The following is a 17,752-nucleotide window of genomic DNA, read 5'->3' as shown; positions in this document are numbered from 1 at the left end:
TGTCAACGAACATGAATATATCACAAATTTGTAACCTATACTGCAAGAAATTGTTACCAATAAACAAACAAAAACAGCGTCAACGCCTGAAAAAATCAGGTTTGACGCTGTTTTCGTCTGTTACGATTCAGATATAAAAGTTACAAAACCTTGCTTAAAAACTCTTTTGTACGCGGATGTGTCGGGCTGCCGAACAGCTGGTCCGGTGTGCCTTCCTCAACAATTTTTCCGCCATCCATGAACAGGATTCGGTCCCCCACTTCGCGTGCAAAGCCCATCTCATGCGTAACGATGATCATTGTCATGCCACCCAGTGCGAGTTTCTTCATGACCTCCAGCACCTCACCGACCATCTCGGGATCGAGAGCCGAGGTAGGCTCGTCAAACAGCATCACATGCGGCTGCATCGCAAGCGCTCGCGCAATCGCGATTCTCTGCTTCTGTCCGCCGGACAGCTGTGAAGGATAAGCGTCTTTCTTATCCTGCAGACCAACAGACTTTAGCAGCTCGTCTGCAGTAGCTTCCGCCTCCTTGGCAGAGACTCCTCTTACTTGAACAGGAGCCAATGTGATGTTATCGATCTACTTTTTTGTGGGGAAACAGAGTTAAACTGCTGGAATACCATCCCCATTTTCTCGACGGGTAGCGTTAATATTGTGATTCTTGGCAGTGATGAGTTCGCCCTCGAACGAAATTTCTCCGCTAGTCGGCACCTCAAGCAGATTAAGACAGCGCAAGAACGTACTTTTGCCGGAGCCGCTGGGTCCGATGACAACCACGACTTCTCCCTTTGCAATTTCGATGTCGATGCCCTTCAATATCTCCAGCTTGCCAAACGATTTATGAAGTTCCTTAACGGTTATCACTTGCACTCAACTTCCTTTCCCAGACACCCAGAAGCTTCGAAAGAACGAATGTCAATATAAAGTAGATCATGGCGGCCACAAGCAGCGGATTCAGCGGGGCAAAGGTTGAACCGCGCAAAATCTGAGCTTGGTACATAATATCGTATACCCCGATGAACGATACGATGGAAGATTCCTTAATAATAACAACAAATTCATTACCGATCGCAGGCAGGACACCCTTCAGTGCCTGAGGCAAAATAATGTGACGCATCGCTTTGCCCCTCGTCATCCCGAGCGAGCGTGCAGCCTCCAATTGACCGCGGTCCACGCCTTGAATGCCGGCACGAAATATTTCAGCCAAATACGCGGCGCTATTGATAGACAGCGTGAGAATACCGGACTGAATCGGAGAGAACTTAATATCGAATGCAGCCAAGCTGTAATGTATGATAAACAATTGAACCAGCATCGGCGTACCGCGGATTATCTCAATATAAGCGGTCGCCAGGAACTTCAGGATTTTCACGCCCGACATACGCATGAGGGCAATAATCAAACCGAGAATGAATCCGAAAAATACCCCTAAGGCAGAAATCAGTAATGTAAACTGAATACCCTTCGCATAATAATCGCGATATTTCCAGAAAAATTCGAATGTATTCAGATTCTCGGTCGTACGTCCTGCCGCCAAATCACTGGCCTCGTCGACAAACTTCTGAATCTGGTTGTTCTCCTTCAAACGCTCCAGTGTAGCGTTGATGCTGCTGAGCAGCTCTTCATTCCCTTTGCGGACCCCGATGGCATAAGAGTCGTTCTCAGCCGTTGGCTTGGCATCCGTGATGGCCATAGTCGCTTCATCCATATTCGTCTTGGCAATCGGATATTCAGCTAGGACAACATCCACCCGTTCAGATTCCAATTGAAGCAGCAAATCCGGTATTTTATCCAGTGAGACCACATTCGCTTTAGGAATGGTTTTGGCGATGGATTCCTGAATGGAGCTCTTCTGAACCCCGATCCGGGCTCCCTCGAGGCTTTCAAGTGTGTTAAACTTCAGCGCATCTTCCTTGCGCACCACCACGGACTGCTCCGCGGCATAATAAGGCTCCGAGAAATCGATGCTTTTTCTGCGTTCTTCCGTCGGATTCATGCCCGAAATAACAAAATCCACACGACCGCTTGTCAGTTCAGGCAGGAGTGCATCAAAGGAAGTATCCTTGATGATTAACTCAGCGCCCAGATCCTTGGCGATTTCCTTCGCAATGTCGATATCAAATCCGACGATGGTATCCACACCGTCTATCGTTTTATGGAACTCATAAGGTGCATAATCGGCACTCGTACCGAGAATCACCGTTTTCTTCTCACCCTCTGCATGGACGATACTGCCAAAAGACAGCACGACCACCATGAACAGAGTCATCCACGCTGTAAATTTACGTTTCATATGTTTCGTTTCTCCCCTAACTGTTACGGATAAATACATCAAATAAATAAATGCAACTGAGTCATTATAAAACATGGTGCATGAATATGCAATGAAAATTCATGGATCTTTCATACAAGCTTACGCTGACCCTATTTTTCTTCGTTGCATGCTTGTCCTATTTTAATACAACGGTTAATTAATCATTCACAAGAGCCGCTTATGTATCCTCGGATTCGTTGTATGTGTGAATAACTTTAATTCATATGAAAGGTCCACTCATGAAATGTGATGAACTTCCATAACTACCCAGAGAACATCCATGTGCATACCCTCTGATCCATATTTTATCTCGCTGCACCTATATATAGAAATAGGTCTTCGGATTCACTCGTTATGCAACTGGCACTCAAATGAATATTGCATAATCCAACCGATCACATCCCATCTTATAAATACGTATAGATCCTATGCCCGATTATCATCTCCTGCCGTCAACTCTCTGTCTGTCTCTGCTTCCATGATTCATGCAAGCTTGCGGCTGGTTATTAATTAGCTATAGCTATACTCATATAGGAGGTGTACCCATGCTGTTAGAAGCACTGTATCATGTTCCAAGAGATAAATGGGCTTATGCATATGATACCTATACCATTCATCTCAGGATTCGAACCAAGAAGAATGACATTGATTCCGTTGTTGCTATGACCGGCGACAAATATGACTGGGACCGTACGTACTTCGAGATCACCATGGAAAAGGCTGCCTCTGATGAGATGTTTGATTACTGGGAGTGCGGAGTCAGGCCAAAATACAAAAGATTATCTTACGGATTCCGGATCCATGCCGGAGATGAGACGGTTTATATGGTGGATAGCGGGATCGGATGGGATTACCCTTACCCGCCTGCGGGTTACTTCGAATTTCCGTACATACATGAGGTTGATGTGTTCAAAGTCCCGGAGTGGGCTAAAGAAGCTGTGTTTTATCAAATTATGACAGAGCGCTTTGCCAACGGGAACCCGGCCATCAACCCTGTCGGAACAGAAGTATGGGGCGGCAAGCCGGAAGTGGATAATTTCTTCGGCGGCGACCTGCAAGGTGTGCTGGATCATCTGGATGATCTGGTTGAGCTGGGCATTAATGCGATTTATTTTACCCCCCTCTTCCTCTCCCCCTCCAACCATAAATACGACACGGTCGATTATAAACAGGTGGATCCGCAATTCGGCGATAATGAACTGCTGAAGAAGGTTGTGGATACTTGTCACAGCAAAGGAATTCGAGTCATTCTTGATGCGGTATTCAATCATTGCAGCGAAGAGTTCCCGCCTTTTCAGGATGTGCTGAAGCATGGCAAGGACTCTCCATATGCCGAATGGTTTCATGTCAATCAATTTCCCTGCGAGGTAAAAGATGGCATCCCGACCTATGATACCTTCGGCTTCTATGGAAATATGCCTAAATTCAATACCGCCCATCCAGAGGTTAAGGAATACTTGCTGGGCGTAGCCGAATACTGGATCAAGGAGATCAAGCTGGACGGTTGGCGACTTGATGTCGCCAACGAAATTGACCATCATTTCTGGAGAGACTTCAGACAAGTCGTCAAGAAGGCCAATCCTGAAGCTTATATCGTGGGAGAGGTATGGTCAGACTCCTTAATCTGGCTGGCCGGTGACCAGTTCGATTCGGTGATGAATTATCCTTTTGCTGATAAAGTGCTCGAATTCTTCAATGGCAATATGGATGGGCTCACTTTTGCTAACCGTATCGGATCCATTCTGATGCGTTACCCCCAGCAGACCAATGAAGTGGTCTTCAATCTGCTGTGCAGCCATGATACTCCTAGGCTGCTCACGCGCGTGGGAGGAGATACCCGGCGCATGAAACTCACCGTTGTATTCCTGTTCACTTTCATGGGAACTCCCTGTATTTTTTATGGCGATGAAGTCGGATTAACCGGAGATGGAGATCCCGATTGCCGCAAATGCATGGAATGGAATCCCGAAAAACAAAACCTTGAGCTGTATGAATTTTATCGCAGCATGATTGCACTACGAAAAAAGCACAAAGCTCTCAGGCAGGGTCGTTTTCGCTTCCTCCAAGCCAATCTTCATGACCCATGCATCGTATACGAACGTGCAAATGATCAATTGCATTTTATCGTCTGGATGAACAACAGTGACTCCTATCGTACCTTGTCCCACCCCATCGTCACTACCGATTGGTTTGATGCGCAAACCGAAGAATCCGTAAAGCCGGTAAACGGAATCATGCATGTTGACTTGGAGCCTTACGGGTACCGTATACTGTGCCGTCGCCTCAAACCATAATCTGTTGTTGTAAATGGCGATCAACCTCGCTGAGCTGTAGAATGTGCCACCTCACAAAACGTATACCCAGTTGTCACAAAGGGGTACCTGGATAGCGGAAATCTCAAGCTATCCAGGTACCCCTTTATCAATGCCTTGTCCTATCGGCTGGAAATTTGATGGTATATCTCTTGATACTCCTTCGCCGATACGCTCCAGCTGTAATCCCCGCTTAATGCGTTCTTGCTCACTTTGCGCCATTGTTCCGGCATGCGGTATATCGATGTCGCCCTGCGAATCGTGTTCATCATGTCATGCGCATTGTAATCCTTGAAAGAGAACCCGTTTCCTTCACCGGTGTATTCGTTATAGGCATGCACAGTATCATTCAAGCCACCCGTTTCACGCACGATCGGCACGCTGCCGTAACGCATGGCAATCAGTTGGCTGATCCCGCATGGTTCAAATTTCGATGGCATCAGAAACAGGTCGCTGCCTGCGTAAAATCGCCGGGATAATGGTTCATTGAACCTGATTTGGGCTGACATTTTGTTCGAATACCGATTCGCCGCTTCCCGGAACCAATGCTCATAGGAAGGATCTCCCGTTCCCAGGACAACAAATTGAATCTCATCGTAATACAGCAGCTCATCCAGAATGCGGATTACGAGATCGAGTCCCTTGGAATCAACCAGACGGGTTACCATCGACATTAACGGGATGTGTGGTGCCACCGGCAGATTCAATTCTTCCTGCAGTGCTATTTTGTTCTGTGTTTTCTTGTTCAGTCCACTCCGGTACTTCACGGCCAGATGCGGATCGGTAGCCGGATTGTAGCTCTTGGTATCAATCCCGTTTACAATGCCGCTCAGCCTTGAACCTTGTGCTGACAAGAGCCCGTCGAGTCCATATCCATAATAACCGGTTTGAATCTCGGAAGCATAAGTCGGACTCACCGTCGTGACATGATCTGCGTAGACAATGCCAGCTTTCATGAAATTCACGTTGCCGTAATACTCTACGCCATCCGCCTTGAAATAACGGCTGTGGATTCCCAGCAGATCAACCAATACCTCATACGGGTAAACGCCCTGATACAGGAGATTATGGATCGTGAATACCGTTACGAATCCCTGCGTAGAAAGGATTATGACGATAGACATCCTCAAGGAGCAGTGGAACCATCGCGGTATGCCAATCGTGGCAATGAAGCACGTCCGGCTGGAAATCGATGATCGGCAGTATCTCGAGCACCGCACGGTTAAAGAAGGAGAAACGCTCGCCATCATCCATATAACCGTAAATACCGTCACGGCCAAAATAATACTCGTTGTCAACAAAATAAATCGTTACACCGTCCTCAACCAAGGACTCGATACCGCAATATTGCTCACGCCAGCCTACCCGGACCCGGGTTTCTCCAACAAACAGCATGCGTTCCCGATACTCCGCAGGGATGCCGCGATATTTCGGCAGCACAACCCGAATATCCTCGCCCATGCCACGAAGTGATTTGGGTAATGCAGCGATGACGTCCGCCAATCCGCCTGTCTTGATGTATGGTCCACATTCTGATGCCGCAAATAACAATTTCAATCCTGCTTCCCCCTTTGGCTCCGTTTGGTTTTACGAACGGTCTTCTCTTTTGCTGCTGCCGCCTTCAGCTGTTCTTGCTCCGAATCTTTCGTTTTCCTCGAACGCGGCGGTTTTTTCTTTAAAACGTACCATGCTTAATGGAGGCAGCTTGATCTCCAAGCTATGGTTTTGCTCGTGCCAGGCTTGCTTCTCCGCTTTCATATCGCCGTCATTCAGCAGTCCGGCGCCTCCGTAATCGGTATGATCTGAATTCAGTATTTCCACGTACTGCCCGGCTCTTGGCAAACCGATCCGATATTTGTCATATGCTCGGGGCTGAAAGTTAATGACGATGATCAGCGTATCTCCGGGCTTGGTCCCTTTCCTCATGTACGCTATAACACTCTGGTTGTTATCATTGGCACAAAGCCACTGGAAGCCATCCATGACGTGATCCTGTTCCCACAGCGCCCTTTCGTCCACATACATAGCGTTTAGCGTTGCCGTAAAAGCCTGCTGTTGGCGGTGGCTTTCATAATCCAGCAGCAGCCAATCGAGCTGCTCCTCATCCTTCCATTCGATGAACTGACCGAATTCCCCGCCCATGAACAGCAATTTCTTGCCAGGCTGCGTCATCTGATAACCAAGTAAAATGCGTAATCCGGCAAACTTCTGTTCATAACTGCCAGGCATTTTATTGAGCAGCGATTTTTTGCCATGGACAACCTCGTCGTGAGAAAGAGGCAATGTAAAATTTTCCGAATAGGCATAACAAATGGGAAATGTTAGTAAATTATGTTGGGTAGGCCGCAACACATACTCCTGCTCCACGTAGGACAGTGTGTCATTCATCCAGCCCATATTCCATTTGTAATTGAACCCCAGTCCGCCTTCGTGCACAGGGGCGGTTACCCCTGGCCATGCGCTGGATTCCTCTGCCATCATCAAGGCATGGGGATAATAGCTAAACACCGCTTTATTCAATTTCTGCAGAAAGGATATCGCTTCAAGATTTTCCAAGCCCCCCCGTTCATTAGGGCTGAACTGACCCTCGGACTTCTCAAAATCAAGGCGGATCATGCTTGTAACCGCATCAACACGAAGTCCATCAATATGATACATATCCATCCAAAATAAAGCATTGGAGATGAGGAATGAAATCACCTCAGGCTTGGCATAATCGAAAGACAGCGTTCCCCAGCCCGGTTTCTCCGCTTTTTGCGCATCGCCGTATTCATATAGCGGTGACCCGTCAAACTGGCGAAGTCCGTGGGCATCCTTGGCAAAATGCGCGGGCACCCAGTCCAGCAGCACGCCGATACCGGCTTGATGCAGCTGGTCTACCAGGTACATGAAATCATGGGGACTGCCGTATCTGCTAGTCAGAGCATAAAACCCGGTTCCCTGATACCCCCATGAGAGGTCGTAGGGATGTTCGGCCAGCGGCATAAATTCCACGTGGGTATAACGCATATCCAGCAAATAAGGAATAAGCAGATCCGCCATTTCACGGTATGTAAAGAAGGAGCCGTCCTCCTTTTGCCGCCAGGTTCCAAAATGCATTTCATATATGTTCATCGGCTTGCTGTAAGGTGATGTATTCTTCTTTTTCCACAGGGCATCGTTCCACTGATATCCAGACAGATCCGTAACTACCGATGCAGTAGCAGGCCGTAGTTCCGCATGAAACGCATAGGGATCCGCCTTTAGGAACGTTTCACCGAATGATCCAGTAATCTGGTATTTGTAAAAAGTTCCAGTCTGCATACCGGGGAAAAACCGACTCCAAATTCCTGAATCGGGTATCCTATATAACGTGTCATGGGTGCCATCCCAGCCGTTCCACGCTCCCGCAAGACCAACCTGCCTTGCGTGGGGAGCCCATACCGTAAAACGCACGCCCTCTTGCCCATCTTCTACGGCAACGTGTGCGCCCATACATTGATAACTGTGAAACCAGGTTCCTTCATGAAATAAATACACTTGTTCCGGAGTCATGTTTCCTTCCCTAACTGCTTGATTCAATTGTCGTCACCTGCTTTTTCTTAAAAATCCATTATTATTAATGTTATTACCCCATTCTTACCATGTTGAAAATAAAAAATGTAACCCATCAATAAATTTGTAATTTTCAAAATACTTTTTCAATATAATCGTTTCAAACCCCGGGAATGTCGTTTATGTAATGTACAACGTGAAAATACATTGGGAGGGAAACGTGATGAAGAGAAAAGACTGTATTGCTATGCTTCTGGCCGGAGGAGAGGGTAAAAGATTAGCCCCCCTTACGTCCAAGCTGGCAAAACCCGCTGTTCCATTCGGCGGACACTACCGTATAATCGATTTTCCTCTCAGCAATTGTGTGAACTCTGGAATCGATACCGTTGGAGTACTTACACAATACGAGGCAGAATCATTACACGAACATATCGGCGAAGGTGAACCCTGGGGACTAACACATACAGAACACGAAGGTATTGCGCTGCTTCCGTCAAACAACATAGATCAAGAAGGCTACTTAGGAACAGCAGATGCCATTTATAAAAACATTCCTTACATCGATGAACAAAATCCGGAGCATGTGCTCATATTGTCTGGTGACCACATTTATCAGATGGATTATCGGGAAATGCTCGATGCTCATATGAAACAAGGTGCACCTGCGACAATTTCTGTCATGGAAGTTCCTTGGGAAGACGCCAGCCGTTTTGGTGTTATGAGTGTTGACGATAACCTGAATATCATTGAATTTGCTGAAAAACCGGCAAAACCGGAAAGCAATCTTGCATCCATGGGCATTTATTTGTTCCGATGGGACTACCTGAAGCAGCATCTAATGGAGGACGCAGCCGACCCGAACTCCAGCCATGACTTCGGGAAGGATGTGATCCCTAAAATGCTGTCCGGAGAGGAGCCATTGCTGGCGTTCCGTTTCCAAGGCTACTGGCGTGACGTAGGCACCGTAGAGAGCTTATGGGAGGCACATATGGATGTGCTCAGCCAAAATGAGCTTGTGCTTGAGAGAGCCGATTGGCCGATGTACACCCGTGCTTGGAAAACCAAACTTACTGCAGCTCGTACCCGTAATGCGGAGCATACGGATTGCCTCATTCACGACCAATGCACCTTTGAAGGAAAAGCCAAGAGCTCTGTTGTATTCTGCGGTGCAGAGATCGGTAAATATTCCATCGTGAAGGACAGCGTGGTGATGCCCAATGCCAAGATTGGCAAAGGAGTCCATGTTGAGCATGCCATCATCGGCGAAGGAGCCATCATCAAGGATCGGAGCCGTTGTAAAAGGCGCTCCCGGCAACCGTCGGTTGTGGTGGGACCGTATGAGACGGTGCTACCGTAAACCAACCGTACGTACCCACGCCGTCCCGTCTTGCTTCAGGATGTGTATGAAAAAGGTCGTATGCGTGCCAACGTTTCTTCATCCTAGCCTTCCCTCATACCATGGAAATGGGGTCAGCAGTGATAATCTCTCCCTTCCTCCTTTATAAAAAAAGCGATCCCGTAAGACGGATCGCTTTTTCTCATGTATGTTGCCCTGCTGACTTTTTCTTAAGCGCGTGCGACTTACAGATTTTATATAGTTAGTTGGTTGAGATTAACCAAAAGTCTTCTCATATAAATTCACGAACCGACCGCCCATATCCTGCTCGGCCACGAATTGAAATCCCTGACGCTGATAAAATTGATTCAGTGTAGGCAGATGCGAAACGCAATCCAGCCGGAAGCCCCGTCTGCCCTTTGATAACAAATACGCCTCCGCAAACGAGATCATCTTCGCTCCGAGCTCAAGTCCCCGGTAGGAGGAGCGTACGGTTAGCCGATGCAGATACCCGAAACCCGGATCGTCCCGATCACCCCAATACGCAGCATCTCCGTACTGAAGGGTGAACATGCCAGCAGCTTCCCCTTCATGCCACAGAATAAACACCTCTCGCTCTGCCAAGTACTGCTGCATCAATTCCAGGGAAAAGAGCGATGGGCTCCACTGCCTCCGTCCTTCCTGCTCCATCACTTCGGCTGCCTCCTTGAGCAGAAGCAGCATCTCCCCTGCATTCTCTTCCTCTGCGAGTCCCAGCTCAAAGCGACCCCTCCCGGTTGAAAACGTTGCTAACGCCTTATATCCCACTCTCCTGCACGCTCCCTTCTAAAAAAGCTTTGCCGGTCACCCGGCAAAGCTTAAGCGCTCGGTCCGGCCAGATCGTCCTCGCCGTTCTCCAAACCACCAGCCATGGGAATTTTCCCTTCCGGCAGCGGAAGTTTGACGATCACGGAGGTTCCTTGTCCAAGCTCACTCTCCATCTCCATCGCTCCCCCATGAAGCTCTATGAGCTGCTGGGTTATGGCGAGTCCAAGTCCTGTTCCGCCATTCAATGGGTTTACCTGGAAGAATCGGTCTTTTACCCGTCTAAGATGCTCATCCGATATGCCAATACCATGATCCTTGACGGTGACAATCACGAATTTTTCCTCTATGGTGAAGGATAAATTGATCGCACCGTTCTCATGCGAGAACTTGACCGCATTGTCCACGATATTGAGAAACACCTGTTTTAAGCGGTTGGCATCCCCGTAGATGATCGGTTTTTCGTCGGACACCAATTTGATCTGGATGCCCTTCTTCTCGGCTTTGGTCCACAGATTGAGCATGATCTCCTGCAGAAGCTCGCGTAAGTTCACGATCCCCTTCACAAGTTTCATCTCATTTTGCTGCAGCTTCGAGAAGTCGAGCAACTCCTCTACGAGGCCAATCAACCGATCGGTTTCCTTGGTGATAATCTGCATTCCGATTTTTGTTTCTTCAGGATCGTAACCGCCGGAGTCAAGCGTTTCGCTCCAGCCCTTGATGCTGGTGAGCGGTGTGCGCAGCTCATGCGATATCGATGAGATAAAATCATCCTTTACCTGATTGCTTCGCACAATCTCCTGAGCCATATAGTTCAAGGTTGAGGATAACTCGCCAAGCTCATATTTATAATCGCCCTTGATCCGCACGTTAAACTTGCCCTTGGCCATCTGGGCGGATACCGTTGTGATATTGTTGAGCGGCTTCACAATGGAGTTAGCCAGCCCAATGCTGAATGCCAGGACAATGGCAAGCACGGCCGCTCCGATGCTGATCGCAAACAGCGTCATTTTCATCAGTTTATCGTTAATGTACTCAAGCGATGTCACGTAACGAAGCACATAGGTGTTCTCAAAACCGTTCGAAACCGTTTGGGATACGGCCATGACGATCTGACCGGTACCCTGCTGCTTGCCGATCCAGCGGCTCGTATTGCCGGCAAGCGCTTGAGTGACATCACTGGTTTTGATCGTCTGCTCCAAATCGAAACCGGTCGAGGTGGTGAGGACTTGCCCCGCAGGATTCAATATTTGAAGCTCCGTATTATACAATTCAAAATGACGGAGCATCTCGCTCAACTGATTAACATTATCCGCCGAGGTCAATCGAAAGGGCTGATAAAATTCGTTGGCGGTGTGAATATGGTTTGTCATATGGTTGTATACCGTATCGTAATAATACGTTCGTACTGCGATAAGAAAAATAACCTCAATCAGCAGCAACGCAATGAACACTACGAGAAAGTAGTGAAGCACGATTTGCCGCCGAATGCCTTTTTTGATGATCATTGTCCCTGACCCTTCCATTTATAGCCATGACCCCATACCGTCTGGAGGTATTCCGGCTCGGAAGGATTGCCTTCGATTTTTTGGTCGCAGTCTCCGAATGTTCACGTCCACGATTTTGGGATCACCCATATATTCTTTGCCCCATACATGATCCAGCAGTACATCACGGCTAAGCGGCGTGTTTTCTTTCTCCAGGAAGAACTGCACCAGCGAGAATTCGGTCGGCGTCAGCTCCACTGGCTGCCCGTTCTTCTTAAACTGCTTGGAGATCAGATCCAGCGTGAATGGACCTGATTGAAAGGATACCTTAGCGGTTCCCGCACGCTGAACATTCACCCGTCGGAGGAGAGATTGCAGCCGCGCAATTAACTCTGTCGGACTAAACGGTTTGCTGACATGATCATCGGCTCCGACTGAAAGAGCATATACCTTATCCTGCTCCTGGACTTTCGCTGTCAGGAAAATAATGCCGATTCGCTCGTTCGTTTCCCGAATTCTGCGGCACACTTCAAAACCGTCAATTCCCGGAACCATCACATCGAGCAAGGCGATATCGATATCTGGCGTCGTTTGCAGCATACGAAGGGCTTCATTGCCGTCTCCTGTCTCCAGAACGTCAAAGCCGTTTCGTTTGAGATTGATTACAATAAAACTGCGGATTGATTCTTCATCTTCTAATATAAGCACTTTACTCAAGGTCTAGTTCCCCTTTCTTTCGATAGGAGCCACATTATTGCTGCTTGGCTTTTTATCTTTTTTACTAAGCTTCAAATCTCCGTGACTCCGGTAAGCGATCACGCGGTTCTTCTCTTTCACCAAAATCTCCCAATCAGATTCTGCTTTGCCCCACTGGGCCATCGTGAAGAATTTAATCTCAGCGACCGATTCGCCCGTGTCCGTCAAGACAAAATTCAAATAAGCATTTTTGTTGGATTCCGGTGTGATGGTAATCTTCTGGTACATGTCCGGCGGAAAGTCCAGATAAAAGCGATTATCCATGTCATAGTATCTTTGAAGTACAAATTGCAGGCCTTCCCGTTCGCCGCTCTCGCGAATTTCCCCGTCCCACTGGAAGTAGGTGGTAAAGAACGGGATCTCATCCACGATAAGCCGATCCTCCCAGCCGCTTGGTCTCGTAAGAACACCAAACTCCAAAATCCCGTCATCATTCACGTCTTCGCTCTCTACAGGCAGTTCCTTGTAGGTAAGCAGTTCGTCCTGAAGCACGTCAATAAACTTGCTATCTTCCATAATGATGATTTTGGAATACGAGGAGTTGGATACAACGGAAGCGTCCAGGATGATACCTTCTTTGTTTTTGGCCACTTTACCTGCGACAACATTGTAATAACTTTCAATATTTGGCCCAAGATCCAGCTTGTTAAGCTCTACAAAGGCATCTTCAAACTTATCATACTGATAGGTGCTGATATACGATAACTCCTTCTGCTGGAGATAGACAACCGTGATATCCTTGACCTTGTCACCATTCATATCACCAATATTAAAGTGCGTGTACGGCAAGGCAGGCACTTTTTCCAGCGAATCCCCGGAGAATGAATACACGGTCAGCAAGTTTTGGAGATTCTCTTCGCCGCGGGAGAAACCAGCTACGATATCAACCTTGCCGTCATTCGTGAAATCAACGAAATCAAACGATTCCAGAACCGTCCCTTCCCCGTCAAAATCCAGCTTCTTCACCCATGTATCACCCTGCTGCTGCATGATCATGCCATGGATCTTCACTTCTTCATCCGGCGTCTGATAGAAGACAACCGCTTCCAGAATGCCATCATTGTCCAGGTCATGGATTCGGATCGAACTGCTGTCCACGTCACTTCGCGGCCGGATAATGGCTCCGTTGTCCAGCTTAAGCTTCTGAAGTGCAGACTGGATGGCACCATTCAGTGTCGCTTTATCCGTCGGCAAATCCGGTTTCTTCATTAAGGAGACTGGGTCCTGAATGAACGTGCAGCCGCTTATGATCAATAGTAACAAGCCCGATAAGAGGGCTTCGCATCACTCTATATTTCAATAAGTATCAACTCATTTCTATACATTCACCCAGATATAAGGGCAAACGATAATTACAGTCTTGACTTCTCACCATGCGTTAAACGTCTCCCGGTTACATCCACTGCAAGCTGCCCGCCCGCAAGACCCATGATGCGGGTGCAATATTTCTCGGCAAGCTCCAGGGGGATAACGGTAAATACCGTTAAACGTTCTTCTTCACACAATGTTTTAAGGGTCTTCAACACGTGTTCGGCCGAGGCCGGATCGAGCCCCGTCACCGGTTCGTCGGCCAATATAACCTTGGCCCCGTGGACCAGTGCCCGTGCAATGGCAATTCGCTGCTTCTCGCCGCCGCTGAGCCTCGCCTGCCTTGCGCTTAGCCTTGTCCAATAAACCAAGATGCTCGATTGTATCCATGGCCCCCATATAATCATCAGATCGAACCATCCCCGTAACCATTCGCCACATCGGCGTTTGGCTGGATTGCCCGATCAATACGTTCTTAAGTGCGGTACGATTTACATTTAAGGCCGGGTTCTGCTCAAGATAAGCCCATTCCCGGCGAATCCTCCGTTTTCCAGCAGGATTCATCATATCTTCGCCATCGATGGTTAACTTGCCGCCATCCCATTTTTGCTGCATGGAGAGGCAGCTCATCATCAGACTTTTTCCGCTTCCGCTTGCACCGATCAGACCGATCATTTCCCCGTGTTCCATCTGAAAAGTAATATCCTTTAACACCGGTGTGCGTTCAGGGCCCATCGTTTTCTTCAGGCGATCCACTTTAATCATGTTATCGTCTCTCCCGTCAAGTGCATATTCCTACTCTCTAGTTTAGAAGAAAGCGAAAGCAATTGCCATGAGAACACACGTTTCTATTTCTGTGGAGATACAGATTTGACTTTAAACCATAAACCCGTACACGCAAACAAAATATACAAGCCTCCGAGCAGAACAAATATGCCTCCGTTCCATCCGGTTTCCATAATCGCCCCGCCGGCATTAGGACCTGCTATGCTGCCCGCATTAAAGTGAAAGGAAGCCACCACGTTTGCTGCCGGCAGCAGCACTCGGGGAAGTATATCGGCAGCATAAGCCAGCCCAAGCGAGAAGAACGATCCGACCAATCCTCCCGCCAGAGTTAACAATACTAATATTGCCCAGAAATTCGTTCCTGCCACCGGTATGAGCAAGAAACAGCACCCGCCCACGATCCCGGCGATGGTCAGCACCCGTTTCCGTCCGAATTTGTCGCTCCATATTCCGAGCGGAAGCTGCAGCAGGAGTCCGCCGATCCCGACAAAAGGCAGCAGAGCCGAGATCTCGCCTAAAGTGAATCCGCTTCTTAATCCATATACAGGGAAGTTGCTGTTAATCCCCGCTTCCATGTACCCGTACAGAAAAGCAGGGATTAATGCAAACCAGGCCAAGCGGTAGCTTTTGAGATACCGGCCTCCAGGCTGCTGTTCCCCGTTTTCGCCTTTTTCCGGCTTCAGATTCGGGAGCTTAAAGAGCACAACCAACAGAATGAACAAGAACAGTACCGCCAGGATCAGAAACGGTACCGCTTCGCCATATTTTAATAGAGGAATGCCCAGCGGCCCGATACTAAATCCCAGTCCGTACGACATGCCGTAGAAGGATATGCTCCGCCCCCGGTTTTTGGCCGTTGACATCATGAGCACCCAGAGCTGTGCGGCATAATGAAGGGCACTGTCGCCAATACCGACAAGCACCCGGAGCACAAACCAGACGGCCACACTCGGTATTAATGGAAATGCGACAAGCGACAGCATGACCAGAACGAGCCCGGACACAATCAACTTTTTGAAGCCGACCCACCCGAGAACCCTCTCGGCCACCAGTGTCATCGCAAAGGATCCAACGTATAGTGCGGCTGCATTCAATCCGTTCATGGATGAGGAGATGCCCATCCGTTCCAAAAATATAGCCAGTACCGGCAGTAACAGTCCCTGGCTTAAGCCCGCCGCAACCACGACGGCAATTAATATAAAATAATGAGTTCTCCCTTGACGGGGGTTTACAACTTCTGCCACTGCAATATAGTCCTCCTCTAATGTGAAAAAACGATGAATTTAAACAGTCAGATGAACATTATAGTGGACAAGCCCAATCGATACAAGCCATAATAAGAACAATGCCATCAATTGGGAGGGTATCTGTGTAATGAAGTACAAAGTTAGTATTGATGTATCCATGGTGTACGAGCTGCTGGGCAGCTTCATGATATATGCAACAAGAAAATGGACCGATAACCTGGATATCGGAAAGCAGCTTATTACCGAGATGGACGAACGTTTGCCTCAGCAGGTGCGCGTCCAGTTCAGTGGAGCACGTTTATGGCCGCTGGCCGATTATGACGTATTATATGCCCTGATCATGCTTAGGGGAGAACATGAGGAGATTCCGGATTTTCTTGAATGGATTGAATCATCCCCTGTGGAGGAACTCCATGGTCTGCTGCAGCCGCATTTGCCGTCCCTGTCACTGGATGAAATCTCTAGAATCCGAGCAGACTACACACCACTCATGAAACTCTGGTATGAGCATTATTTTTCCAATGTGGAACGGGATTTGTATCATTTGCTGGAGGAAGATGCCGAGGAAAAACGGATGCTTCTTCCCAAAATGGACGACGAGAACCTGATCGAATACGCCTCAAGCGGCGTTATCCTGGACGATGTGCGGCAGGAACATGTGGTCTTGTTCCCCGGAACTCATTTTCGCCCGATCAATACCTATTGCTTCTATGAAAATGTACTCCTGCTCCAATATCCGATCGATATCCCGGAGGAAGAGGAAGATGAACCCCCCGTTGTGCTCCTGCGCATGACAGAGGCGCTTGCGGATCCGGAACGTCTCCGTCTCCTGCGATATATTGCGGACGAGCCGAAGGCCGTATCCGAAATGGCAACTGAACTGGGGCAGCCTTATGAAGATCTGATGCATCATTTAATGATATTGAGGGCGGCAGGTTTGCTGCGCTCCCATCTGAAATCCGAAAATAACGAAAGATTCAGCCTGCGACCGGATGGAGCATCCGAACTGCAGATGTTCCTGGAGACCTACATTCGACTTTCATAGCAAGAAGGAGCGTACCATGAGCCAAACATCACAGCATATTATTTTCGACATGGATGACACCTTGATTCACTGCAACAAATATTTCGATCTGATCCTGGGTGATTATTTCGAGTGGATGACCGAATGGTTCCAGCAGTATGGTGTAACTACTCAGGATATCCGTACCAAACAGATGGAAATCGACGTAGCCGGCGTGGATAAGATGGGATTCGCAAGCGTTAACTTCCCCAAATCCCTGATCGCTACGTATCATTATTTTAGCAAGGTTCACGGAAGAGGAAGATCTCCAAAAGAAGAGGAGCTGCTCTTCAAATTAGGTCTAAGTGTGTATGATCAGGAAATTGAGGCTTATCCCGGCATGATTGAGACATTGGAGGAGCTTCGAGATGAAGGACATCAATTGTACCTGTACACCGGTGGAGAATCCAAAATTCAGACACGTAAAATCGAACAAATGAAACTAGCGGAGTATTTTAATGATCGTATCTATATCCGTCAGCATAAAAATATTACGGCCCTGGAAGAAATCCTGAGCCTGGGAACATTCGACCGCTCCGACACGTGGATGATCGGCAACTCGCTTCGCACGGATGTGGTGCCGGCTCTGACGGCTGGTATTAATAGCATTTATATCAAGCAGCAGCGGGAGTGGCAGTATAATCTGGTGGAGCTGAAGCAAGAACCCCATAATGTGCTGTACACCGTTTCCGCCTTAACCGAGGTGCCTGAAGTCATTCAGGAGCATTTAAATTAAACCAAATAAAACCGAGCCGCTCAGGACAGCATCCTGAATTGGCCCGGTTTTTTGCTTTACTCTACAT

11 protein-coding genes and 4 pseudogenes are annotated in these 17,752 nt (G+C 48.1%); 4 read left to right on the top strand and 11 right to left on the bottom strand.

What is annotated here, in order from left to right; genetic code table 11:
- Positions 1 to 140: 140 nt before the first annotated feature.
- Positions 141 to 866, bottom strand: a pseudogene (locus tag PVOR_RS13205) (amino acid ABC transporter ATP-binding protein).
- The gene (locus PVOR_RS13200; RefSeq protein WP_006209724.1) at positions 853 to 2,295 is read right to left on the bottom strand and encodes an ABC transporter substrate-binding protein/permease; all 1,443 of its coding nucleotides are present in this window, start codon (positions 2,293 to 2,295) and stop codon (positions 853 to 855) included. Before PVOR_RS13200 ends, PVOR_RS13205 begins: the two are co-directional and overlap by 14 nt.
- Positions 2,296 to 2,861: 566 nt before the next feature.
- Here PVOR_RS13200 and PVOR_RS13195 point away from each other — a divergent pair.
- Complete coding sequence (locus PVOR_RS13195; protein ID WP_006209723.1) at positions 2,862 to 4,610, top strand: alpha-glycosidase; 1,749 nt, start codon at positions 2,862 to 2,864, stop codon at positions 4,608 to 4,610.
- Between the two features lie 140 nt (positions 4,611 to 4,750).
- Here PVOR_RS13195 and glgA read toward each other — a convergent pair.
- Together glgA and glgB are read right to left on the bottom strand one after the other, a co-directional pair.
- Positions 4,751 to 6,185, bottom strand: a pseudogene (gene glgA, locus PVOR_RS13190) (glycogen synthase GlgA).
- A 30-nt stretch (positions 6,186 to 6,215) separates the two neighbouring features.
- Positions 6,216 to 8,189: a 1,4-alpha-glucan branching protein GlgB gene (gene glgB / locus PVOR_RS13185; protein WP_006209722.1), complete on the bottom strand. Its 1,974-nt coding sequence runs from the start codon at positions 8,187 to 8,189 to the stop codon at positions 6,216 to 6,218.
- A gap of 196 nt (positions 8,190 to 8,385) precedes the next feature.
- Here glgB and PVOR_RS13180 point away from each other — a divergent pair, with 196 nt between their 5' ends.
- On the top strand, positions 8,386 to 9,519 hold the full coding sequence (locus PVOR_RS13180) for a glucose-1-phosphate adenylyltransferase (RefSeq protein ID WP_006209721.1): 1,134 nt from the start codon (positions 8,386 to 8,388) through the stop codon (positions 9,517 to 9,519).
- 255 nt (positions 9,520 to 9,774) lie between these two features.
- On the opposite strand, the gene PVOR_RS13175 is transcribed toward PVOR_RS13180, so the two are convergent.
- From PVOR_RS13175 to PVOR_RS13150, 7 genes and pseudogenes are all read right to left on the bottom strand, one after another.
- Entirely contained in the window at positions 9,775 to 10,305 is a 531-nt protein-coding gene (locus PVOR_RS13175; RefSeq protein ID WP_006209719.1) for a GNAT family N-acetyltransferase, read from the bottom strand.
- Between the two features lie 50 nt (positions 10,306 to 10,355).
- Positions 10,356 to 11,810 carry a sensor histidine kinase gene (locus PVOR_RS13170; protein ID WP_006209718.1) on the bottom strand — a complete coding sequence of 485 codons (1,455 nt, stop codon included), beginning with the start codon at positions 11,808 to 11,810 and terminating at the stop codon, positions 10,356 to 10,358.
- A pseudogene (locus PVOR_RS13165) lies at positions 11,807 to 12,506 on the bottom strand (response regulator transcription factor). Before PVOR_RS13165 ends, PVOR_RS13170 begins: the two are co-directional and overlap by 4 nt.
- Positions 12,507 to 12,509: 3 nt before the next feature.
- Entirely contained in the window at positions 12,510 to 13,754 is a 1,245-nt protein-coding gene (locus tag PVOR_RS13160) for a VCBS repeat-containing protein (protein WP_006209716.1), read from the bottom strand.
- A 143-nt stretch (positions 13,755 to 13,897) separates the two neighbouring features.
- On the bottom strand, positions 13,898 to 14,068 hold the full coding sequence (locus PVOR_RS33020; RefSeq protein ID WP_419144509.1) for a hypothetical protein: 171 nt from the start codon (positions 14,066 to 14,068) through the stop codon (positions 13,898 to 13,900).
- 93 nt (positions 14,069 to 14,161) lie between these two features.
- Positions 14,162 to 14,528, bottom strand: a pseudogene (locus tag PVOR_RS33015) (ATP-binding cassette domain-containing protein); the annotation flags it as partial.
- 173 nt (positions 14,529 to 14,701) lie between these two features.
- The gene (locus PVOR_RS13150) at positions 14,702 to 15,883 is read right to left on the bottom strand and encodes an MFS transporter (protein WP_006209713.1); all 1,182 of its coding nucleotides are present in this window, start codon (positions 15,881 to 15,883) and stop codon (positions 14,702 to 14,704) included.
- 130 nt (positions 15,884 to 16,013) lie between these two features.
- On the opposite strand from PVOR_RS13150, the gene PVOR_RS13145 reads away from it, so the two are divergent.
- On the top strand, positions 16,014 to 16,931 hold the full coding sequence (locus tag PVOR_RS13145) for an ArsR/SmtB family transcription factor (protein ID WP_006209712.1): 918 nt from the start codon (positions 16,014 to 16,016) through the stop codon (positions 16,929 to 16,931).
- Positions 16,932 to 16,947: 16 nt separating this feature from the next.
- Positions 16,948 to 17,685: an HAD family hydrolase gene (locus PVOR_RS13140; protein ID WP_006209709.1), complete on the top strand. Its 738-nt coding sequence runs from the start codon at positions 16,948 to 16,950 to the stop codon at positions 17,683 to 17,685.
- Positions 17,686 to 17,752 lie beyond the last annotated feature (67 nt).

Origin of the sequence: Paenibacillus vortex V453, assembly GCF_000193415.1 — a bacterium.
GTDB classification, from domain to species: Bacteria; Bacillota; Bacilli; order Paenibacillales; family Paenibacillaceae; genus Paenibacillus_AQ; species Paenibacillus_AQ glucanolyticus.
This window is presented reverse-complemented; position numbering and strand designations above follow the sequence as displayed.

Bases quoted from the DNA above. Each gene is read 5' to 3' on its own strand.
- PVOR_RS13200 (WP_006209724.1), bottom strand. From the start codon at position 2,295: ATGAAACGTAAATTTACAGCGTGGATGACTCTGTTCATGGTGGTCGTG.
- PVOR_RS13195 (WP_006209723.1), top strand. From the start codon at position 2,862: ATGCTGTTAGAAGCACTGTATCATGTTCCAAGAGATAAATGGGCTTAT.
- PVOR_RS13180 (WP_006209721.1), top strand. From the start codon at position 8,386: ATGAAGAGAAAAGACTGTATTGCTATGCTTCTGGCCGGAGGAGAGGGT.
- PVOR_RS13170 (WP_006209718.1), bottom strand. From the start codon at position 11,810: ATGATCATCAAAAAAGGCATTCGGCGGCAAATCGTGCTTCACTACTTT.
- PVOR_RS13160 (WP_006209716.1), bottom strand. From the start codon at position 13,754: ATGAAGAAACCGGATTTGCCGACGGATAAAGCGACACTGAATGGTGCC.
- PVOR_RS13145 (WP_006209712.1), top strand. From the start codon at position 16,014: ATGAAGTACAAAGTTAGTATTGATGTATCCATGGTGTACGAGCTGCTG.
- PVOR_RS13140 (WP_006209709.1), top strand. From the start codon at position 16,948: ATGAGCCAAACATCACAGCATATTATTTTCGACATGGATGACACCTTG.